Genomic DNA, 21,824 nt, shown 5'->3' with positions numbered 1-21,824 from the left:
TCACTGTCCGCCCTTCTGCACGAAACCGCGGACGAACTCCTCGGCGTTGGTCTCCAGGACCGCGTCGATCTGGTCCAGCAGGGCGTCGAATCCCTCGTCCTCCTGTTGCCGGGTGGAGCGCTGCGCCTCCACCTCCTCGGTCGACTCCTCGACGTGGTGTCGCGCGTGCTGCTGCTCGGACATCGCTTTCTCCTTCCGGCACCGGGGGCAGACCGATCCTACCCGCGGAAGATGTCGCTACCCGGCGAAGACGCTCGGGAAGAGGTCGGCAAGGTCGGCCGGCCGCCCGGCGGCCTCGACCCGCTCCCCCACCGCGGCCCGGGTGCCCCCAAACGGGTCCATCATCTCCAGACGGACGATGCCCCGTCCCGCCTCACCGGCGAACGTCAGTCCGTCCCAGCCCGCGCCGAGCAGCTCGTCGATGAACCGGCCGACGATCCGCCCCCGGGCCCAGGCCCGGGTGTCGCTCGGGGGCGTCCGCCGCGCCGTCGCCACCTCCTCGGGGGTGACGAGCGTACGCAGCCGGCCGGCCTGCTCGAGTCGCCGGGCCAGGCTGCGGGCCGGGTCGATGTCGGCGTACTGCAGGTCCACCAGGGCCAGCTTGGGGTCGTCCCAGGCCAGCCCGTCCCGGGCCCGGTAGGACTCCAGCAGCTGTCGCTTGGCGGCCCAGTCGAGCCGATCGGCCGTCCGCCGCCAGTCGACCCGAAGGTCGTCGAGGACCTCCTGCCAGGCGCCCAGGATCTCCTCGTCCTCCGGGCCGAGGTCGTCGAGGGTGCGGCAGGCGTCGTGCCAGGCCTGCTGGATCTCCAGCCCGGTGGCCGTCCGGCCGTCGCGCAGCGTGACCGTACGGGTGAGATCGGGATCGTGGGAGATCGCCCGGAAGGCGTCGACCGGCCGGGCCGGGCGCAGGTCCGGCGCTCGATCGGCCTCCACCAGGCGGACGGCGAGTGAGGCGCTGCCCACCTTGAGCCAGCCGGCGAACTGCGCCTGGTTGGCATCCCCGGTGATGACGTGCAGGCGCCGCCAGCGCCGCCGCAGGGCGTGCGGCTCGTCGCGGGTGTTGATGATCGGACGACGGACGGTGGTCTCGAGAGCCACCTCGGTCTCGAAGAAGTCGGGGCGCTGGCCCAGTTGGAAGCCCGCCGCCTGGCCCCACTGGCCCAGTCCGACCCGACCGGCACCGATCAGCACCGTGCGCGAGACCAGGAAGCCGGTGAAGTCGCGGACGATCCGCTCGAACGGGACGGCCCGATCGACGAGGTAGTTCTCGTGGGTGCCGTACGAAGCGCCCTTGGAGTCGGTGTTGTTGCGATACAGACGGATCTCGTGGCCGATCGCCGCGGAGGCCGCGCGGACGGCGTCGAGCATGATCGCGTCCCCGGCCCGGTCCCACACCAGCGCGTCCCGGGCGGTGCGCACCTCGGGCCCGGAGTACTCGGGGTGGGCGTGGTCGACGTAGAGCCGGGCGCCGTTGTCCAGCATGGCGTTGCCGAGGCCCTGGTCGATGTCGGTGAGCTGGTCGAGAGTGGCCCGTTCCCGCGGCATGGTGAAGCCGCGGGCATCGATCAGCGGGGACTCGGCGGTGTAGTCCCACCGGCCCAGGCCGAAGCCGATCGACTCGAGATAGGTCCTGACCACGTGGTTGGCCAGGTACATCGGGTGCGGGGCCTCGTCGGTGGGCACGCCGAGCAGGCTGATGCCGTACTCCGTCTCCAACCCGTGGACCCGCGCCCGCGCTGCGTTCACCGGGCGAGGCTCCCGCGGCGGCCGCGTACGAGCTGAGCCGCCAGCCGCCACCCGACCAGCAGCACGGTCAGGGCGATGATGCTGACCAGGATGAACGACCAGTGCGTCCGGCCGCCGGCCACCACCCGCAGCACGTGGCCCACCGCCACCGTGATCACCATCAGCGCCACCCCGATGCGGGGCCGCAGCGGCGTCCGCCAGGCGCGCAGGACGGCCCAGCCCGCCAGGCAGCCGACGAGGAACGGCCACGCGGTGCCGGCCACCAGGGCCGCGCCGACGGCCTCCCCGTGGGCTCCGCGCCCCAGGCTCGCGAAGACGACGACACACACCAGATCGGCCAGCAGGACGTACGCAGCTCTCACCCGCCCCACCCTAGCCGGACTCACAGGTACTGGCCGGTGCCCGCGCCGGGACCGGGATCGGCCCGGCGCAGCGGGCGCACGGCGACGATCGCCTCCCCGGCGTGCTCGCCCTGGTCAGTGCCGAGCACCCGGGCCCAGTCGGCCGGATCGGCCGTCGGCTGGTCGGTGTTCTCGGTCAGTTCGGTCCGGGTCGAGTCGAGCAGGTGCTGGACGCTGATCCCCGCGGGGCCGCCGGCGAGCACCTCCTTGATGGCGAACTTCTTGGCCCGGGAGACGATCGACTCGATCATTGCCCCGGACACGAGGTCGCCGGAGCGGATGATGGCGCTCGCCCCGGACGCGTACGTCACCTCGAAGACCTCGGAGAGCGCGTCCGTGGCGTAGAGCCGGTCGAGCGCGACCTCGATCATGCCGGCGCGGGTCTGCCCCTCCCGGATCGGCACCCGATCATTGAGGTAGGTCGCGAAGATCTCCTCCGCGGCGCGGCGGTCGGGCCGATGGATGCGGATCTTGACGTCGAAGCGGCCGGGGCGCAGGATCGCCGGGTCGATCATGTCCTGCCGGTTCGAGGCACCGATGACGATGACGTTGGCGAGCTTCTCCACCCCGTCGATCTCGGCGAGCAACTGCGGCACGATCGTCGTCTCGACGTCGGAGGACAGGCCGGTGCCGCGGGTGCGGAAGATCGACTCCATCTCATCGAAGAAGATCACCACGGGAGCCCCGCCCGACGCCTTGTCGCGGGCGCGCTGGAAGACCACCCGGATCTGGCGCTCGGACTCGCCGACGTACTTGTTCAGCAGTTGGGGCCCTTGATGTTGAAGAAGTAGGCGCGTCCGTCCGCCCCTTCCTCCCCGGACAGCGAGTGGGCGACGGCCTTGGCGATCATCGTCTTGCCGCAGCCGGGAGGTCCGTAGAGCAGGATGCCCTTGGGCGGGGTGAGGTCGTAGGCGCCGAACAGCTCGCGGTGGCGGAACGGCAGTTCGACGGCGTCGCGGATCTGCTCGATCTGGGAGCTGAGTCCGCCGATGTCCTCGTACGCCACGGCCGGCGTCTCCTCCAGCAGCAGGTCCGCCACGTCCGTGGTGGGGACCCGGTCCAGCGCGATGCCGGCGCGGGTGTCGACGAGCAGGGAGTGCCCGACCCGCAGCTGCTGGCCCTCGAGGGCGGCGCCGCGGTGCAGCACCTCCTCGCGGTCGGTGCCGGTGCTGACGAGCAGCCGGCCGTCGTCGAGGACCTCCTTGACCGTGGCCATCTCGCCGGTCACGGCCACGTCGGCGACGCCGATCACCTGGGGCACGTCATTGAGCAGCACCTGACTGCCGACCCGCAGCTCCCCCATCTCGAGGCTGGGCGTCACCTGGACGCGCAGGCGCCGCTGACCGAGGGCGACGTCGGCGACCTGGCCGCCGGGCAGCCCGGTCACCAGGCCGAACGAGGACGGCGGGCGGCGCAGCTCGTCGAGCTTCTCCTTGAGCGCCACCAGTTGGTCCCGGGTCTGGCCGAGGACCTCGGTGAGGCGCTGGTTCTGGTCGGCCGCACCGCGCACCTCGATGCGGAGCTGGGCGACCCGACGGTCCGCCGAGCCCTTCTCCTGGGCCAGTCGCCGCGACTGCTCGGTGAGAGTGCGCACCTCGTCGCGGAGCCGATAGATCTCGGCCTGCAGCTGGTCGGGCGTCGCTCCCGCGCCGGTCTCATTCATCGGTGTCCTCCTCGACCTCGCTGATCGGCACGCCGGGCGGGATCGGGCCGCGGTAGTCGGGCCCGTACGCTCCGGGGGCGGGGCGACGCTTGCGCAGCGGCGCGTCGACGCCGTGGGCCATCCGCCGGGCGATGACCAGGAAGCCGGTGTGCCCCGAGGTCTGGTGCCCGGGCCGGATCGCCAGTCCCTCGGCGTGCCAGGACCGGATGGTCGTCTCCGTGGCGCGAGGCTCCGTGTAGCACCGGGTGCTGCGCAGCGTGTCCATCACCCGCCCCATCTGGGTGGTCGTGGCCACGTAGACGCAGAGCAGTCCGCCGCCCACGAGCCGCCCGGTGACGGCGTCGAGGCAGTCCCACGGAGCGAGCATGTCCAGCACCACCCGGTCGACCGGGTCCTCGGTGATCACCTCCGCCAGGTCGCCGTGGTGCAGGTGCCAGTTGTCCGGACGGCCGGAGAAGAAGGCGGTGACGTTGCGCTCGGCCACCGCGGCGAACTCCTCGCGCCGCTCGTAGGAGTGCACGACGCCGGTCGGTCCGACCGCCCGCAGCAGCGAGAGGGTCAGGGCCCCGAGCCGACGCCGGCCTCGAGCACGCGGGCACCGGGGAACACGTCGGTGAACATGGTGATCATCGCCGCGTCCTTGGGGTAGATCACCGCCGCGCCGCGCTTCATCGACACGGTGAACTCCTCCAGCAGCGGCCGGAAGCAGACGTACGTCTGCCCGAGGCTGGACTCGACGGTGATGCCGTCCGGGCGCCCGATCAAGGCGTCGTGGCGGATCTCGCCGCGGGAGGTGAAGAAGGACCCGCCGGGCTGCAGGATGATCGAGTGCCGCCGGCCCTTGGGGTCCGACAGGTTGACCCGCTCCCCTGGCTGCAGGGGTCCCAGCCGCACCCCGGAGAGGTGGGTGTCGTTTCCGGTCACGTCGTGTCCCTTCTCAGCTGTTCTTGCCGAAGGCCGCCAGGTCGAGCTGCCACCCCGGCCCAACCGGAGCAGGTCGACGGTCCACCCGTTGCGGACGAAGACCGCCTCGTCCGACTGGGCCAACGGGGTGACGTAGGCATCCTCGGCGGCCAGGTACTGCAGTTGGCTCACCGCCGCCTTGTGGGTGGGTTGGTCCGAGGACGGCAGCCCCCGGGTGAGGACGGTCTGCATCTCCTGGGCGTGCGGGGAGGCGGCGACGTCCGTCGCCCGCTGCAGCCAAGCGCGGGTGGTCCAGGTCCCCGCCCGTTCGTCGACCAACTGGAGGTCGGCCGATCGGGTGCCGGATCCCGCGGCCTCGGGGGTGACGGTGACGCTCGCCAGTCCGGTCCCCTCGAGGGTGCGCGCCAGCTCGGCGGCCAGATCCGCCCCGTCGGGCATCCGCGGGTCGTAGCCGAGGGTGAGTCGGATCGGGGCGCCGTTCGGCTTCTCCAGCACCGGCGTGCCACCGGCCGGGAAGAGACCGGTCCGGGCCCCGGTCACGCCCTGCGGCAGCAGACCGGTCATGGTGCGCCGCTCGCCGGTCGCCTGGCTGATGAAGGCCCGGACGGCGGCGTCACCGGCGTACGTGGACCCGGGGTTCCAGGCCAGTCGCAGCACCCGTGACCCCGCCATGGTGACCGGTGTCAGCCCGGAGACGGGCTTGGCCGACGCCGTGCTGGAATCGGCCGTGGCCGCGGCCCGTTGCCGGATGACGGCCGCGGCGGAGAGCCCACGCCAGGTGGCGTCGACGTCGCCGGACATCATCGCCTGCTCCAGCGCGGCCGAGCGGTCGTACTCGCGCAGGACGACACGGACGACGGAGGCGGGAGAGTAGCCCTGGTAGCCCTCGTACCGGGCGAAGGACCAGGTGCCGGCGCCGTTGGCCGTGACGCGGTAGGGCCCCGACCCGATGGGCCGGGTGGTCGGCTCGGCGACCTTGTCGGCCGGGTAGATGTCCGGGTCGACGATGGAGGCGGCAGACGTGGCGAGCGCGTAGCCGATGTCGGTGTCGGGATAGGAGAGCACGAACCGTACGGTCTGTGGATCGGGGGTGTCGATGGCGCTGATGGAGGCGAGCTGCGCGACGCCCGAGCCGGCCACGTTGAGGCGCTTGGCGCGCTCGATGGAGTACTTGACGTCCGACGACGTGACCGGACGCCCCGACTGGAAGCGGAGCCCGTCCAGCAGGGTGCAGGTGTAGACCGTCGCCTGCTGGAAGATGCAGTCGCGCGCGGCGTCCGGCTTGAGCAGATCCTCGCCGGCGGGCGTGGTCATCAGCCGCTGGAAGACCGAGAACGCGATCGTCTCGGATCCTCCGGTGGTCATCGCCGCCGGGTCCGTCGTGGTGATGGCGTCGGTGGTCCCCACGGTGAAGTCCCGGTCGGGACGGGGCGTGGGGGTGGGACTGGGGGACTCGTGCGGGACCGGCTGGTTCACCCCGGGGACCGGCGGGACGGTCTGCGGGGTGCAGCCGGCAACCGTGACGGCGGCCAGCGCGAGCGCCGCGCCGATCATCCGCCGTCTCACGGCACCTGCCGTTTCACTGCACGGCCTCGATGATGGCGGCGCCGCGCATGGCGTAGAGGGCGGCGGGAGTGATCCCGTGCAGGGTCCGCAGAACGGTCCGGCGCGGCATCACGGGCAGCGGGACGAGATTGGGCACACCGATCACCCAGGCACCCGCCGCCTGGCCGGCGGTGCTGCCGGTGACGGAGTCCTCGAAGACGACGCAGTCCTCGGCCGCGACGCCGAGCAGGTCGGCGGCCCGCAGGTAGGGGTCAGGGGCGGGCTTGCCGCAGGTCACCTCGTCACCAGCGACAGAAGCGCGGAACGTCCCAGCGGGGAGGCGCTCGAGAACAGCGTCGAGCACCGGTCGCCACGACGAGGAGACGAGCGCGCACGGCACGTCGTCCTCGGCCAGAGCGGCGAGCAGCCCGAGCGCCCCGGGGCGCCACGCCAGCTCGTCCGCGCCGCGGATCCGGCCCGTCACCCGGTCGACCATCCAGTCCACGACCCAGCGGGGAGTGACGTCGTCCCGGCCTGCCACGCCCAGCATGTACCGGGCGGAGTGGGTCAGGTCGGCGCCGATCATCCGGCGGGCGTGCTCCTCGTTCCAGTCCCCGCCGAGCATGTCCATCAGCTCGTACTCGGCCTCGATCCAGAACGGTTCGGTGTCGGCGAGGGTCCCGTCGAAGTCCCACAGGCACGCCGCCGGGCGCCCGACGTGTCCCTGCGGCCCGAGGGAGGGAAGCGTGACTTCATCGGGCCTGACTTCATCGAGCATTGAAGTACTTCGCCTCCGGGTGGTGGACGACGAAGGCGTCGGTCGACTCCTCCGGGTGCAGCTGGAACTCCTCGGAGAGCTCCACGCCGATCCTGGCGGCGTCGAGGAGCCGGGTGATCGTCGCGCGGTCCTCGAGGTCGGGGCAGGCGCCGTAGCCGAAGGAGTAGCGCGACCCCCGATAGGCCTGGTCGGCCACCATCGCATCGATGGTGGTGTCCTGCGCGCCGAAGCCCAGCTCGCTGCGGATCCTGGCGTGCATCCACTCGGCCATCGCCTCGGCCAGCTGGACCCCCAGTCCGTGCAGCTCCAGGTAGTCCCGGTAGCTGTTGGCGGCGAAGAGTTCGGCTGTCGCGCGGGAGAGGTTGGCCCCCATCGTGACGAGCTGGAGGGGCATCACGTCCGGCCCCTTGGCCTCGGCGAGGGCCCGGTCCCGGAAGAAGTCCGCGATGCACAGGAAGCGGGGACGCTGCTGGCGCGGGAAGTGGAACCGTCCGACTTCGCGGTCCAGGTCCTCGGGCGTCTGGGGGTCGAGGAGCACCACCTCGTCGCCGGCCGAGTAGACCGGGAAGTAGCCGTAGACGGCGGCCGGCTCGGCGAGGTTCTCCGTACGGATCCGGTCGAGCAGCAGGCGGATCCGCGGGCGCCCCTCCCGTTGCGCGACCTCCTCGTACGACTCCCCGCCGCGGGTGCCACGCAGGCCCCAGCGGCCCATCAGGGTGGCCCGCTCGTCGAGCCAGTCGACGATCTCGCGCAGCGGCGTGCCCTTGACGATCCGGGTGCCCCAGAACGGCGGGGTCGGCACGTCGACGTCGTACGCCACGTCGGAGCGCGCCGGCACCTCCACCGCCGGCTGATCAGGGCGGTCCACCGCCTTGACCCGCCGCTCGCGCGGGGCGGGCAGCGCGGCGCCGGGCACCCCCGCTTGACGTCCATCAGCGTGTTCATCAGCGACAGGCCCTCGAAGGCGTCCTTGGCGTAGCGCACGTCGCCGTCGAACATCCCTTGCAGGTCGTGCTCCACGTACGAGCGGGTCAGGGCCGCGCCGCCGAGCAGGACGGGATAGCGGGCGGCGAGGCCGCGGCTGTTCAGCTCGAGCAGGTTGTCCCTCATCACCACGGTCGACTTCACCAGCAGTCCGGACATGCCGATGGCATCCGCGTGGTGTTCCTCGGCGGCGTCGATGATCGTCTGCACCGCCTGCTTGATGCCGAGGTTGACGACGTCGTAGCCGTTGTTGGTGAGGATGATGTCGACGAGGTTCTTGCCGATGTCGTGCACGTCGCCCTTCACGGTGGCCAGCACGATGGTGCCCTTGCCCGCGCCCGAGGCGTCGGCTTCCATGTGCGGCTCGAGGTAGGCGACGGCCGTCTTCATCGTCTCGGCGGCCTGCAACACGAAGGGCAGCTGCATCTGGCCCGACCCGAAGAGTTCACCGACCACCTTCATGCCGTCCAGCAGGTGGGTGTTGATGATGTCGAGGGGCGCGGTGTCCCCCATCGCCTCGTCGAGGTCGGCCTCGATGCCCTTCGACTCACCGTCGATGATGCGCTGCTTCAGCCGCTCACCGACCGGCATCGCCGCCATCGCGGCCTCGCGTTCGGCCTTCTGGTCGGCCGTGGTGACGCCCTCGAACATCTGCAGGAACGTGGACAGCGGGTCGTAGTCCTCGGTCCGCCGGTCGTAGATCATGTCCAGGGCGACCTGGCGCTGGTCGTCGGGGATCCGGTTCATCGGCATGATCTTGGCGGCGTGCACGATCGCGGAATCCAGGCCGGCCTCCGTCGCCTCGTGCAGGAACACGGAGTTGAGCACGATGCGGGCGGCGGGAGCCAACCCGAAGGACACGTTCGACACCCCGAGGGTGGTGTTCACCTCGGGATAGCGGCGCTTGATCTCCTTGATCGCCTCGATCGTCTCGAGGGCGTCGCGGCGTGTCTCCTCCTGGCCGGTGCCGATCGGGAAGGTCAGCGTGTCGACCAGGATGTCGCCCAGCCGCAGGCCCCAGTTGCCGGTCAGGTCCTCGATCAGCCGGGTCGCCACCCGTACCTTCCACTCGGCGGTGCGGGCCTGGCCCTCCTCGTCGATGGTGAGGGCGACGACAGCGGCGCCGTGCTCCTTCACCATCGGCATCACCTTGGCCATCCGGGAGTCGGGGCCGTCGCCGTCCTCGTAGTTCACCGAGTTGATCACCGACCGGCCACCGAGGCGTTCCAGCCCCGCTTCGATCACCGGCGGCTCGGTGGAGTCCAGCACGATCGGCAGTGTCACGGCGGTGGCGAAGCGGAAGGCCAGCTCGTCCATGTCCGCGCGCCCGTCGCGGCCGACGTAGTCGACGCACAGGTCGAGCAGGTGCGCCCCGCCGCGGCTCTGTGACTTCGCGATCCCGACGCACTCGTCCCAGTTCTCCGCGAGCATCGCCTCGCGGAAGGCCTTCGACCCGTTGGCGTTGGTCCGCTCACCGATCGCCAGATAGGAGAGGTCCTGCCGGAACGGCACGTCGGTGTAGAGCGAGGAGGCGCTCGGCACCGGGACGTACGGCCGGGGGGCGAGTTCACGGCCGCCGACGCGCTCGACGACCTGGCGGATGTGCTCCGGGGTGGTGCCGCAGCAGCCGCCGACCAGGGACAGACCGAAGTCCCGGCTGTACTCGTCCAGGGCATCGGCCAGTTGGTCGGGCTGCAGCGGGTAGCGGGCTCCGTCGGCGGTCAGCTCGGGCAGCCCGGCGTTCGGCATGCAACCGACCATGATCCGGGAGTTGTCGGCGAGGTGGTGCAGGTGTTCGCGCATCTCGGCCGGGCCGGTGGCGCAGTTCATCGAGATCATGTCGATGCCCAGCGGCTCCAGCGCGACCAGCGCGGCGCCGATCTCGGACCCGACGAGCATCGTGCCGGTCGTCTCCACGGTGACCGAGACGATCACCGGGATGTCGAGGCCGCTCGCGGCGATGGCCCGCTTCGCGCCGATCACCGCGGCCTTGGCCTGGAGGATGTCCTGGGCGGTCTCGATCAGGACGCCGTCGATGCCTCCGGCCAGCATCGCCGCGACCTGCACCTCGTACGCGTCGCGCAGGTCGCGGAAGCGTACGTGGCCCAGCGTCGGCAGCTTGGTGCCGGGCCCGACGCTGCCGAGCACCCAGCGGGGCCGCTCCGGCGTCGACCACTCGTCGGCCGTCTGCCGGGCGACGGTCGCCGCGGCGAGCGCCAACTCGGCGATCCGGTCGGCGATCCCGTACTCGCCCAGGGCGGACAGGTTGGTCCCGAAGGTGTTGGTCTCAACGGCGTCGGAGCCGGCCTCGAAGTAGGCCGCGTGGATCTCGCGCAGGACGTCCGGCCTGGTCACCGACAGGATCTCGTTGCAGCCCTCGTGACCCTCGAAGTCGTCCAGACCGAGGTCGTACTGCTGCAGCATCGTGCCCATCGCCCCGTCGGCGACGACGACACGATGTGCCAGGGCAGCCCGCAGGCTCGACGAAGACGATGAAGAGTTGGTCACATCGCAACACTCTACGTGCTGGGCACGGGCAGGTAACCTGCCTCTCATGACGTCAGCTTCTGCCGAGAACGAGCGTCCCGCCCCCGTCGCCCTCGTGGCGTTCGGCGGCTGGGGGGACGCCGGCGACGCTGCCAGTGCGGTCGCCGATCACCTCCTGCAGACCTATCCGTCGGAGGACCTGGAGGATCTGGACGAGGAGGACTGGTTCGACTACCAGACCACCCGGCCGCTGACCGCCCTGATCGACGACGACGGGGCCCGGGAAGTGGCCTGGCCGGCGATCAGCATCGGCGTCGCCCACCTCCCGCAGGTCGACGTGATCACCGTGACCGGTCCCGAGCCCAACCTGCGCTGGCGGACCCTGTGCGCCCGGGTCGTCGCCATCCTGCACGACGCGGCGGTGGAGCGGGCCGTCGTCCTCGGGTCGATGCTGGCCAACACCCCTCACACCCGGCCGTTCCCGGTCTCCGGGTCGCCGCTGACCGCCGACCATGCCCGCGAGCTGGGTGTCGAGATCTCCGAGTACGAGGGGCCGACCGGCATCACCGGCGTGATGACCCAGGCCTTGGCCGAGGCGTCGATCGACACGACGGCGCTCTGGGTGGCCGTGCCCCACTACGTCTCCGAGCCACCGCAGCCGAAGGCGTCGCTGGCGCTGGCCCGCCGGGTCGAGGCACTGCTCGATCTACGGGCCGACTGGTCCTCGTTCGTCGCCGACACGGCGGCGTGGGAGCACGGGGTGGACGAGCTGGTCCGCGCGGACGAGGACATCGCCCAGTACGTGCAGATGCTGGAATCGGAGAAGGACGCCACCGAGGAACCCGAGGCGAGCGGCGACGCGATCGCCGCGGAGTTCGAGCGTTTCCTGCGGCGCAGGGACGACACGTGACAGGAAAGGACGGCCGGTGGCGGAGGGGACGTTGAGGCGGATCGTCACAGGACCCCTGAAAGGGCTGTTCGACGTCGGACCCCACAACCGGGCCCATGTCGCCGCTCTGCGGGCCGGCGGCGCGGTGTCCCTGCCTCTCCTCACCATCTGGTTCCTCGGGCACCTCGAGTGGGCGCCGTTCGTCGCCTTCGGGGCGATGACCGGCATCTACGGGCGCAACATCTCCCGCCGTCACCGCGCGTCGATGCAGGCGCAGGCCGCGGTCGCCCTGGTGATCGCGGTCGTCCTGGGGACGATGACCTCGATGCACCCGCAGCGGGACCTCGTCGTGGTGATCGTCGGGTCCACGCTGGCGGCCGTGGTGTCAGTGGCGGCCGATCTGCTGAAGTGGGGCCCGCCCGGGCCGCTCTTCCAGCTGTTCGGGTTCGCCGTGTGCGCGAACGCCGCTCACACCAGCTGGGCGAGCGTCGGCGTCGGGGCGGTGATCACCACCGCGACGGCCATCTTCGCGATCCTGCTCTCGATGATCGGGCGCCGTGAGCGGGAGTACCGTCCCGCGCCGAGACTGCCTGGGGCCACCGTCGCCTGGGACCACTTCCGGTCCGACGCGACGATGCGTCATATCGTCCGGATGGGCGGCGCCACCCTGGCCACCGGCACCCTTTCCACGCTCGTCGGCATCGGTCACCCGTACTGGGGGATGGTCGCCGCGGCAGCGCCGCTGGCGGCGCCCGACAGCTCGCGCCAGGTCAACCGCGCCCTGCACCGCCTGGTCGGGACCCTCGGCGGGCTGATCGTCGCCGGGGTGTGCATCGTCCTCATCCCGCGGGGGCTGCCGATGGTGCTCGGGATCATCGTCTTCCAGGCCACCGCCGAGCTGTTCGTGATCCGCAACTACACGCTCGGCCTGCTGTCGATCACCCCGCTGGCACTGCTGATGGGCCAACTCGTCCACCCTCAGCCGGTGCTGCAGGTCCTCAGCGAACGTGGCTGGGAGACCTTCTTCGGCGTGGTGATCAGCCTCGCGTTCACGTTCATGACCCACGCCGATGACGACTCCCCGAAGGCGACGACGAGGTCTTCCTGCATCCAGGCGGCCAGCACTCCTGACCGCCCGGCTCCTGACCGCCGGAGTGGCTGCTCAGGCGATGTTGCCGGCGATGTAGGCCTTCAACCGGTCGACGTCCGGCGGCAGCTCCACCACGTGGCGTTCCAACCCGGCGAGGTGGGCGTACGCCTCGGGCACCTCGGGGGCCTGGCCCAGGGCCTCCCGGATCGTCTCGGCGAACTTCACCGGCTGCGCGGTCTCCAGCACCACGATCCGCTCCCCCGGCTGTTGCAGGCGCCGGGCGGCGCAGACCGCGTCGGCCGTGTGCGGGTCGATCAGCAGACCCCGGTCCTCCCAGACCTCACGGATGGACCGCAGCCGGTCTCCGTGGTCGCTGGCCGCCGCACGGAAGCCGTACCACTCGCCACAGCGCGGGAAGTCGGGGTCATCGCTGAGGTCGAACTGCCCCAGCCGGACCAGCTTCGCCGCGAAGAGGTCGAGGATCCGTTCGGGGTCTCGCCCGACCAGGTCGAAGACGAACCGCTCGAAGTTCGACGCCTTGGAGATGTCCATCGAGGGACTCGACGTCTTCACGGTCTCCTGGGAGCTCCGCGGCCGGTAGACACCGGTGCGGAAGAACTCCTCGAGCACGTTGTTCTCGTTGGTGGCGAGCAACAGGTGGCGGATCGGCAGCCCCATCTGACGGGCGATGTGACCGGCGCAGATGTTGCCGAAGTTGCCCGTCGGCACCGCGAAGGACACCTCCTCGTCGTTGGAGGCGGTGGCCCGCAGGTAGCCGGCGACGTAGTACACGACCTGCGCGACGAGGCGCGCCCAGTTGATCGAGTTGACCGAGCCGATGTGGGCCTCGCGCTTGAAGGCGGCATCAGCGGAGACGGCCTTGATCAGGTCCTGGCAGTCGTCGAACGTCCCGTCGATGACGATGTTGTGGATGTTCGCGTCGTCCAGCGTGTACATCTGGGCGCGCTGGAAGTCGCTCATCCGGCCCTTCGGCGACAGCATGAAGACCCGGATCCCCGGCCGGCCCCGCATCGCGTACTCGGCCGCGGACCCGGTGTCGCCACTGGTGGCACCGAGCACGTTGAGTTCCTTGCCCCGACGCCCGAGCTCGTACTCGAACAGCGCGCCGAGCAGCTGCATCGCCATGTCCTTGAAGGCGAGAGTCGGGCCGTGCGACAGCCCCTCGAGCACGACGTCGTCGCCCAGGTCGGTGATCGAGACGATCTCCTCGTTCCCGAACGCCTCGGCGGTGTACGTCCGGGCACAGATCTCGCGGAGATCTTCGGCCGGGACATCGTCGATGAACAGCCTCAGGACCTCGTACGCCAGCGCGGCGTAGCCCTGCTCGGCGAGGGCCGTACGCCACTGCCCCAGGATTTCGGGGGTCACGTGCGGGTACTCCTCCGGCAGGTAGAGACCGCCGTCCGGCGCCAGGCCCTCGAGCAGGATGTCGCAGAAGGTGCGGGGCTCCGCGCCACCGCGGGTGGAGATATATCGCATGTCGTCCTTGGGGTCAGTGCACGTGGTTCTGGTGCAGCTCGGCATCGGCATGGGCCCGCAGGGAGCGGACCATGGCATCGGGGTCGTCCGCGCCGTACACAGCCGATCCGGCGACGAAGACGTCGGCACCGGCGGCGATCGCCTGGTCGATCGTCCGCTCCGAAATGCCCCCGTCGACCTGCAGGGCGATCTGGCGCCCGCTGCCCTTGATCAGCTCCCGGGTGCGGCGGACCTTCGGCATCATGATGTCGAGGAACGCCTGGCCGCCGAATCCGGGCTCAACGGTCATGATGAGGATCTTGTCGAACTCGGCGAGGATGTCGGCGTACGGCTCGATCGGGGTCGCCGGCTTCAGGCCGAGGGCCGCCTTCGCGCCCAGGGCGCGGAGCTCCCGGGCCAGTCGCACGGGCGCGGCGGCCGCCTCGACGTGGAAGCTCACCGACTGCGCCCCCGCTTCGACGTACTCCGGCGCCCACCGGTCCGGATCCTCGATCATCAGGTGCAGGTCGAGGTCGTGGGTCGTCCTCTTGCGGATCGCCTCGACCACCGGCAGGCCGATGGTGAGGTTGGGAACGAAGTGGTTGTCCATCACGTCGACGTGGATGGCATCCGCACTGGGCACCGCCGCGATGTCACGGTCGAGGTTGGCGAAGTCTGCGGCAAGGATGCTCGGCGTGATCTGGATTCCCACGCGGCAGAGTCTAGTGTCTGAGGGCACTCCTAGGATCGAGTCATGACTGAGACGGTGGAGCAACCGGTGGCTCGCGTGGCCGTCGACATGCCGTTGCTGCACCTCGACAGGCTGTTCGACTACCGGGTCGGCGCGGCCCAGGCCTCGGCCGCGCGGCCGGGGGTCAGGGTCCGGGTGCCGTTCGCCGGCCAGCAGCGCGACGGCTTCGTCGTCCAGCGGGTCGACGGCGACGACCTGGGCCCGGGGACGGCGTTGCACCAACTCTCCGAGCTGAGCCGTGTCGTGTCCGGCGAGCAGGTGCTCACCGCCGAGATCGCCGGGCTGGTGCGGGCGGTCGCTGACCACTGGGGAGGGTCGTTCGCCGACGTGGTCCGGCTCGCCGTCCCCCTCGTCACGCCGCCGCGGAGGCGGCCGAGCCCGTGCACCGGCCTCCGCTCGACGCCCGCCGCGCCCAGGGCGTGCCCCATCCCCTCGGGGCGTATCCGGCCGGTCCGGGCTTTCTCGACGCCATTAGGCGAGGCGGTGGCCCCCGAGCCTTCTGGCAGGTCGCCCCGACCCTCGACCCGATCGGGGACTGGGCATCCGGACTGGTGGCCGGCGCGGCAGCCGCCGTCGCCGCCGGGCGCGGCGCCGTCATCGTCGTGCCCGACGCCCGGGACGTCACCCGGCTGGCGGAGGCATGCCGCCGGGCGTTCGCCGACAGCGGATTCGTCACGCTCACGGCCGACTCGGGACCGGCCGCGCGGTATCGCGGCTTCCTCGCCGCACTCAGGGGCCAGGCCAGGGTCGTGATCGGCACGCGCGCCGCCGTCTGGGCCCCGGTGGAGGATCTGGGCTTCCTCGGAGTGTGGGACGAGGGCAACGACCTGCTCGCCGAGCCTCGCGCACCTTATCCTCACGTCCGCGAGGTCGCGGCACTGCGCGCCCAGCGTGCCGGTGCCGCCCTGCTGCTGGCCGGGTACGGCCGCAGCGCCGAGGCCCAGTCCCTGATCGAGCGCGGCTGGTTGCACCCGATCGCGCTGGCCGGCCATGACCAGCGCGAGGTCTCCGCGGTGGTGCGGGCGCCCCGCGAGGGCAGCCCGGCGGGCCGGCTGCCTCCCGACGCGTTCGACCTGATCCGTGCAGGGCTGGCCTCCGGGCCGGTCCTCGTCCAGACGCCTCGTGCCGGTTACCAGGTGGTCGTCGTGTGCGAGCAGTGCCACTCCCACCTGCGCTGCGCCGACTGCGGCGGCCCGCTGCATGGGCGTGAGGACGGCCTGATCTGCGGGCTGTGCGGAGCCCGCCCGCAGGGCTGGATCTGCCCCGAGTGTGGAGACACGCGCTGGCGCGCGCCCGTCGTCGGGGCCGAACGGATCGCCGAGGAACTGGGCCGGGCGTTCCCCCAGGTGCCGATCCGGCAGTCCCACGCCGGACACATCCTCCAGTCGGTCGACGACCGCGCCTCGCTCGTCATCTGCACCCCCGGCGCGGAGCCGGCCGCCGAGGACGGCTACAGCGCCGCCGTCCTCCTCGACGCCGACACCCCGTTGCTGCGCGCGGACCTGCGGGCCGGTGAGGAGGCCCTGCGTCGTTGGCTGCACGTCTGCGCGCTCGTCCGTCCCGGGGAGGACGGAGGCTCCGTCCTCGTGGTGGGGACGGCGGAGCATCCGGCCGTCCAGGCACTGATCCGCCTCGACCCGGCCGGGTTGGCCGCCCGTGAGCTGGAGGACCGGCGTGAGGCCGGATTCCCGCCCGCCGTGCGGCTGATCGCCGTGGAGGGCGACCAGGTCGGCGTCGAGGGAGTCGCCGCTGGTCTCCTGGTGCCCGAGGGTGTCGACGTCTGGGGGCCGGCACCGGTGCTCGAACCGGACGGCACCCTGGGCGACACCTGGCGCCTCACCTTGCGCGCTCCCCTGCCCGCCGGCGCCGCCGCCGTCGAGGCCGTCCGCGACGTCCAGTCGCTGCGGACGGCGCACAAGGACCCGGGCAGCGTCCGGATCGTCGTCGATCCCCAGCAGATCGGCTGAGGATAGACTCGGCTGGTGCGCCTTGTCTTCGCGGGAACCCCCGATGTCGCCCTGCCGAGCCTCGATGCCCTCGCCGCGTCGCGGCACGACGTCGTCGCGGTGGTGACCCGCCCCGACGCTCGCCGCGGTCGCGGGGGCACACTGAGCCCCAGCCCCGTGGCCGCCCGGGCGGCCGAACTGGGCATCCCGGTTCTCAAGCCGGCCCGGCCACGCGACGAGGATTTCCACGCCGCGCTGCGGGCCCTCGCCCCGGACTGCTGCCCCGTCGTCGCGTACGGTGCGCTGCTCCCCCAGTCGCTGCTCGACATCCCGGCCCACGGGTGGGTCAACCTCCACTTCTCCCTGCTGCCGGCGTACCGGGGCGCCGCTCCGGTCCAGTCGGCGATCCTGCACGGTGAGACGCAGACCGGCGCGGTCACCTTCCGGATCGTCGAGGAGCTCGATGCGGGGCCCGTCTGCGGCACGCTGCGCACCCCGATCGGGGCCCACGAGACGGCCGGTGACCTGCTGGGGCGCCTCGCCGAGAGCGGCGCCACGCTGCTCACCGAGACGATGGACCGGATCGAGGACGGGACCGCCACATTCACCGACCAGGCACCCGAGGGCGGGACGTACGCGAGCAAGCTGGAGGTCGAGGACGCCCACGTCGACTGGAGCGCCCCGGTTGACGAGATCGACCGCCGGATCAGGGCCTGCACCCCGGCTCCGGGCGCCTGGACGACCCTCGGCGGCCAGCGGTTCCGGCTGCTCGAGGTCGCCCCCAGCGAGCGACCCTCGACCGACCCGGGCCTCGTCGAGCGGGACCGGCGCAGTGTCCACGTGCACACCGGCTCAGGCCAACTCCAGCTGCTGCGCGTGCAGCCGGCCGGCAAGAAGGCGATGGCCGCGATCGACTGGGCCCGCGGTCTGCACACCGACGAGATCCGGTTCGACCGATGAGCCGACGTCCCCCGCGGTCACGTCCCCGCCGACCCGTGGACCCGGCCCGGCGCGCCGCCTTCGATGCGTTGCGCTCGGTGCACGCCGCAGGGGCGTACGCCAACCTAGCGCTCAGCGACATCCTCGACCGGCGCCGGCTCGATGACAGGGACGCCGCGCTGGCCACCGAGCTCGTCGCCGGCACGGGCCGGTTGGAGGGAACGTACGACGCCATTCTCGTGGCCGCCGCGGGACGGCCCCTCTCGTCCCTGCAACCGGCCGTCGTCGACGTTCTGCGGTTGGGCACGCACCAGGTCCTGTCGATGCGCATCCCGACCCGGGCCGCCGTGGACAGTGCCGTCGACCTGGCCGGCGCCGCGATCGGTGAGCGGGTGACGGGCCTGGTCAACGCCATCCTCCGCAAGGTGGCGGCCCGCGACCTCGACGAGTGGCTCGACGTGCTGTCCGCCGACCTCACGGGCGTCGCCCGCTTGTCGGTCCGCACCCATCACCCCAGGTGGATCACCCAGACGTACGCCGACCTGCTCGGGGAGGAGGCAGCGGAAGCCCTCGAAGCCGACAACGTCGCTCCCCGGCCGACCCTGGTGGTCCGTCCCGGCCTCGCGGAGCGCGACGAACTGGTCGAAGCCGGCGCCGCGCCGACCCGCTGGTCGCCGTACGGCGCCGTCCTCGACGGCAATCCCGCGGACCTCGCCGTGGTCCGTGAGGGGCGGGCGGGGGTCCAGGACGAGGGGTCGCAGCTGGTGGCACTCGCCCTGTCGAGGGTCGACGCGCCGGCCGGTCGGTGGTTGGACATGTGCGCCGGACCCGGCGGCAAGGCGGCCCTGCTCACCGGCCTGGCCCGTGCACGCGGTGAGGATCTGCTGGCTGCGGAGCTGCAGGAGCACCGGGCCGACCTCGTGGCGCGCGGTCTTCGGGCGTTCACGCCGCCGGTCGGGGTCATCTGCGCCGACGGCACGCAGCCGGCGTGGCCGCCCAAGACTTTTGCCCGGGTCATGCTGGACGCCCCCTGCACGGGTCTGGGCGCGCTGCGTCGGCGGCCCGAGTCCCGCTGGCGCCACCAAGCGGAGGACGTCGACGAGTTGGCTCCGCTGCAGACCCGACTGCTCATGACGGCCCTCCGCTCGACGCTGCCCGGCGGGGTCGTTGCGTACGTCACCTGCTCCCCCCACGAGGCCGAGACCGAGGACATCGTCCAGGCCGCGGTCGAGGAGTGGAACGCCCTGTCCGGACACCCGCACGGCACCCCCGCCGTGGAATTGCTGGACGCACCCTCGTACCTGCCCGAGGTCCCCGACTGTGCCCGCACCGATCCCTGGGGAGGACACCGCTTCGCCCAGCTGTGGCCGCACCGGCACGGGACCGATGCCATGTTCCTGGCGCTGCTACGGGTCCTCTGACCGGCCGGGTCCCGACGACAGCTGGTGCAGCAGGATGATGTCGAGGGTGCTGTGCTGGCGGTTCCAACTGCGCGCCCCGCGATTCGACACCGAATGGACCCCACCCAACGGCGTCCGCCAGATCCACAGGCCCGGCAACGGCTGGCGCAAGGAGAAGCCGCCGTGGGTGCGGGCCCGGTGGACGGTACGGCTCAACGGCCCCAGATTGCCAGGGCGGGTCTGACGGGCGATGCCGGGGTGGAACGGACGGGTGTGGTCCATGTCCAGGCCCCGTGAGCGCCGCGTCGACCAGGGGAAGACCTCGAACGGCTGGGCGGTGCACATCCTCTCCCGCATCGCCGCCGGCACCTCGTACGCGTCGGTCGCCACCGACTCGCGGTGGTCGATCACCTGGGTGAGGCGCACACGGCTGTCGGCCAGCAACTCGCGCAACTCGCCCACCAGAACGGCCCGGCCGCCCTCCACCCGAGCCACGTCATCGGGGCCGAGGTGGTCGGCGTCGGTGTGCACGTAGAGCCGCACTGGTGGGGCGAGACGATCGGGGTCGATGCCGGCCAACGCGTCCGCCACCGCGGCGAGCGCCTGCGGGTCGTTCCAGGCAGCGCGCTGTCCCAGGTCGGGATCCTGCTCGCCGTCCAGCGCCGGCTGTGGGGTGCGGGCGCCGGCCAGAACAGCGACCGCCCTGGCCGGGGTGGCCAGCAGGCCCAGGGCCCGGGCTTCCCGTTCACCCGTTGACCGCTCGTCGCCGGCGCCGGCGAACACGTCCGCCAGCCGTCCGACCATCGCCTTGAGATGGACCGCATCCGCGGCGTTGACCCGGGCGTACACACTCCTGGTGCCCGAATCATCCGGGCGCCCGAGCCGGAAGGTCCGCTCGGTGCGGGCACGCTCCTCCTGCTGACGGGCCCTCTCGGGGTCGGCGCGGATCACCTCGGCCTCCGCCAGGGCCATCGCCCGACCGAAGCCGAGCCCGGCCAGCCGGCCGTCCAGAGCCTCGTCCACTCCTCGCGCCTGGTCCCTCGACAGGCCGCTGGTGGCGCACAGAGCGGCGACCCGACGGGCGAGGGACACCGGGACCGCCAGGTCCAGCACCGCCTGCCACAGCCGCGGCAGGCGATGGCGCAGATCGAGCACATCGGCGATCAGACGGCGGGCGGAGAACGGGGTGGTGCCCAGCAGGGGGCCGAGCTCCAGATGAAGGAACTCCGGGATCCTGGGCGTGCCGTCGGCACCTCCGGGGACCATCGCGGTGCGCCCGGGCACGAGTCCGTGCTGCTGCGGGGGCGGCGGTGCCTCGTCGCACAGGTGGGCAACCAGCACCAGCTCGCGGGCCTCCACGCCGGCTCGCAGTGACCGCAGCGTCCGGAGGTGGTCGCAGGTCGCGACCGGGCCGGCGGGCAGAGGCCCGTCCGGCGACACCCAGCCCAAGGCATCTCCCCCGTCGTCCCAGGGACGCTCGTCGCTCGCGATCATGCCTTCAGGCTACGGGGCGGCTCTGACAATCCAGACGTACGTACGCATCCGGGCCGGCGGTCGCTGAGGGGTCGGCCCCTATCGACCGGCGCGTTCGGCCAGGACGGCGTCGCAGATCGAGTGCGCCACGACATCCTTGCTGCCGGCACATTCCGCCACGATGCCGCTGCGGTCGATGATGACCGCGGCTGTGTCGGCATGACCGAAGACCTTGCCACCGGTCACGTCATTGCAGACCAGCAGGTCGGCGCCCTTGTGGGCCAGCTTGGTGGTGCCGAGCTCGACCAGGTGGGCGCGGCTGTCGGCGGTCTCCGCAGCGAACCCGACCAGCGTCTGGCCCGAGGGCCGGTCCGCGGCCAACGAGGCCAGCACATCGGTGGTCTGGACCAACTCCAGCGTCAGACCCGAGGTGCCCTGCTTCTTGATCTTTCGGTCCGCGGGATCCGCCGCCGTGAAGTCCGCCGGTGCGGCCGCCATCACCACCACGTCGGCCGAGGGCGACAGTTCCTGCATGGCGCGGGCGAGATCACCGGTCGAGACGACGCGACGCACCTCTACCCCGGCGGGCGGTTCATGGTCCATCCGTGCGGCGACCAGAGTCACCTCCGCCCCGCGCAGCAGGGCGGCGCGGGCGATGCCGATGCCCATCAGTCCCGAGGAGTGATTGCCGAGGAACCGGACCGGGTCGAGGGCCTCCTGGGTGCCGCCGGCCGAAACGACGACGCGCAGCCCGGCCATGTCACGGGCGGCGACCGGGCCGGCGAGCTCGGGGCGTTCGAGGAGGGCCTCCGCCACCGCCCGGATGTCGACCGGGTCGGGCAGTCGGCCGGGTCCCGAGTCGGCCCCGGTGAGTCGACCGGAGTCGGGATCGGCGATGACGACCCCGCGTTCCCGGAGGGTGGCCACGTTGGCCCGGGTGGCGGCGTGCAGCCACATCTCGGTGTGCATCGCCGGGAACATCACCACCGGACAATGGGCGGTGAGCAACACGTTGGTCAGCAGGTCGTCGGCGCGCCCCGCGGCCGCCCGGGCGAGCAGATCGGCTGTCGCGGGCGCCACCAGCACGAGGTCGGCCTCCTGCCCCAACCGCACATGCGGGACGTCGGCCGCGCCGGTCCACACGTCGGTGTTGACGGGGTGGCCCGACAGCGCCTCCCACGTGGTCGCCCCGACGAAGTTCAGGGCGTTCGCGGTCGGTACGACGCATACGTCATGGCCCGAGTCCCTCAGCCGCCGGATGACCTCACAAGCCTTGTAGGCGGCGATGCCACCGGCGACGCCGAGGATGACCCGAGCCATGGCTGGCGG

Annotated in this window: 14 protein-coding genes and 6 pseudogenes; 6 read left to right on the top strand and 14 right to left on the bottom strand. The window is 71.7% G+C overall.

Annotation, left to right across the window (positions count from 1 at the left end):
• The 8 genes and pseudogenes from Rai3103_RS13815 to metH form a co-directional block, all read right to left on the bottom strand.
• A complete protein-coding gene (locus Rai3103_RS13815; protein WP_153573073.1) occupies positions 1-183 on the bottom strand; it encodes a ubiquitin-like protein Pup in 183 nt (60 codons plus the stop codon).
• A gap of 54 nt (positions 184-237) precedes the next feature.
• Positions 238-1,746, bottom strand: coding sequence for a depupylase/deamidase Dop (dop, locus tag Rai3103_RS13810; protein WP_153573072.1), 1,509 nt, complete (start codon positions 1,744-1,746; stop codon positions 238-240).
• On the bottom strand, positions 1,743-2,108 hold the full coding sequence (locus Rai3103_RS13805) for a DUF3054 domain-containing protein (protein ID WP_228488925.1): 366 nt from the start codon (positions 2,106-2,108) through the stop codon (positions 1,743-1,745). Before Rai3103_RS13805 ends, dop begins: the two co-directional genes overlap by 4 nt.
• A 20-nt stretch (positions 2,109-2,128) precedes the next feature.
• A pseudogene (gene arc, locus Rai3103_RS13800) lies at positions 2,129-3,810 on the bottom strand (proteasome ATPase).
• Positions 3,803-4,695, bottom strand: a pseudogene (locus tag Rai3103_RS17950) (tRNA (adenine-N1)-methyltransferase); the annotation flags it as partial. The pseudogenes arc and Rai3103_RS17950, both read right to left, overlap by 8 nt.
• 558 nt (positions 4,696-5,253) lie before the next feature.
• Positions 5,254-6,048, bottom strand: a pseudogene (locus Rai3103_RS17945) (ABC transporter substrate-binding protein); the annotation flags it as partial.
• Between the two features lie 265 nt (positions 6,049-6,313).
• The gene (locus Rai3103_RS13790; protein ID WP_153573070.1) at positions 6,314-7,057 is read right to left on the bottom strand and encodes an HAD family hydrolase; all 744 of its coding nucleotides are present in this window, start codon (positions 7,055-7,057) and stop codon (positions 6,314-6,316) included.
• Positions 7,047-10,474: pseudogene (metH, locus tag Rai3103_RS13785) on the bottom strand (methionine synthase). The gene Rai3103_RS13790 and the pseudogene metH overlap by 11 nt, the downstream one beginning before the upstream one ends.
• Before the next feature lie 121 nt (positions 10,475-10,595).
• Between metH and Rai3103_RS13780 the strand changes: the two are divergent.
• Positions 10,596-11,438, top strand: a complete 843-nt coding sequence (locus Rai3103_RS13780; protein ID WP_153573069.1) for a PAC2 family protein — start codon at positions 10,596-10,598, stop codon at positions 11,436-11,438.
• 447 nt (positions 11,439-11,885) lie between these two features.
• Here Rai3103_RS13780 and Rai3103_RS18615 read toward each other — a convergent pair whose 3' ends face one another.
• Positions 11,886-12,017 (bottom strand): hypothetical protein, encoded by a 132-nt coding sequence (locus Rai3103_RS18615; protein WP_277872980.1) that lies wholly within the window; start codon positions 12,015-12,017, stop codon positions 11,886-11,888.
• Between Rai3103_RS18615 and Rai3103_RS19110 the strand changes: the two are divergent.
• A pseudogene (locus Rai3103_RS19110) lies at positions 11,962-12,405 on the top strand (FUSC family protein); the annotation flags it as partial. The gene Rai3103_RS18615 and the pseudogene Rai3103_RS19110 sit on opposite strands and share 56 nt — an antisense overlap.
• Here Rai3103_RS19110 and Rai3103_RS18610 read toward each other — a convergent pair.
• From Rai3103_RS18610 to rpe, 3 genes are read right to left on the bottom strand one after another with little or no spacing between them, the layout of a single operon-like run.
• The gene (locus Rai3103_RS18610) at positions 12,396-12,527 is read right to left on the bottom strand and encodes a hypothetical protein (RefSeq protein ID WP_277872979.1); all 132 of its coding nucleotides are present in this window, start codon (positions 12,525-12,527) and stop codon (positions 12,396-12,398) included. The pseudogene Rai3103_RS19110 and the gene Rai3103_RS18610 sit on opposite strands and share 10 nt — an antisense overlap.
• A gap of 52 nt (positions 12,528-12,579) precedes the next feature.
• A complete protein-coding gene (thrC, locus tag Rai3103_RS13770; protein WP_153573068.1) occupies positions 12,580-14,007 on the bottom strand; it encodes a threonine synthase in 1,428 nt (475 codons plus the stop codon).
• Between the two features lie 13 nt (positions 14,008-14,020).
• On the bottom strand, positions 14,021-14,698 hold the full coding sequence (rpe, locus tag Rai3103_RS13765; RefSeq protein ID WP_153573067.1) for a ribulose-phosphate 3-epimerase: 678 nt from the start codon (positions 14,696-14,698) through the stop codon (positions 14,021-14,023).
• Between the two features lie 42 nt (positions 14,699-14,740).
• On the opposite strand from rpe, the pseudogene Rai3103_RS17935 reads away from it, so the two are divergent.
• The 4 genes and pseudogenes from Rai3103_RS17935 to Rai3103_RS13750 all read left to right on the top strand — a co-directional run.
• Positions 14,741-15,025, top strand: a pseudogene (locus tag Rai3103_RS17935) (primosomal protein N' family DNA-binding protein); the annotation flags it as partial.
• A 92-nt stretch (positions 15,026-15,117) separates the two neighbouring features.
• Positions 15,118-16,704, top strand: a complete 1,587-nt coding sequence (locus Rai3103_RS13760; protein WP_153573066.1) for a primosome assembly protein PriA — start codon at positions 15,118-15,120, stop codon at positions 16,702-16,704.
• A 15-nt stretch (positions 16,705-16,719) separates the two neighbouring features.
• The gene (gene fmt / locus Rai3103_RS13755; RefSeq protein WP_153573065.1) at positions 16,720-17,643 is read left to right on the top strand and encodes a methionyl-tRNA formyltransferase; all 924 of its coding nucleotides are present in this window, start codon (positions 16,720-16,722) and stop codon (positions 17,641-17,643) included.
• On the top strand, positions 17,640-19,043 hold the full coding sequence (locus tag Rai3103_RS13750) for an RsmB/NOP family class I SAM-dependent RNA methyltransferase (RefSeq protein ID WP_153573064.1): 1,404 nt from the start codon (positions 17,640-17,642) through the stop codon (positions 19,041-19,043). Before fmt ends, Rai3103_RS13750 begins: the two co-directional genes overlap by 4 nt.
• Here Rai3103_RS13750 and Rai3103_RS13745 read toward each other — a convergent pair.
• Entirely contained in the window at positions 19,029-20,516 is a 1,488-nt protein-coding gene (locus Rai3103_RS13745; protein WP_153573063.1) for a 13E12 repeat family protein, read from the bottom strand. The genes Rai3103_RS13750 and Rai3103_RS13745 overlap by 15 nt on opposite strands.
• Before the next feature lie 78 nt (positions 20,517-20,594).
• On the bottom strand, positions 20,595-21,815 hold the full coding sequence (coaBC, locus tag Rai3103_RS13740) for a bifunctional phosphopantothenoylcysteine decarboxylase/phosphopantothenate--cysteine ligase CoaBC (RefSeq protein ID WP_153573062.1): 1,221 nt from the start codon (positions 21,813-21,815) through the stop codon (positions 20,595-20,597).
• Positions 21,816-21,824 lie beyond the last annotated feature (9 nt).

Source organism: Raineyella fluvialis (assembly GCF_009646095.1).
Classification (GTDB): Bacteria; Actinomycetota; Actinomycetes; order Propionibacteriales; family Propionibacteriaceae; genus Raineyella; species Raineyella fluvialis.
Note: the sequence above shows the minus strand (reverse complement) of the source record. Positions and strands in the feature narration are given on the sequence as shown.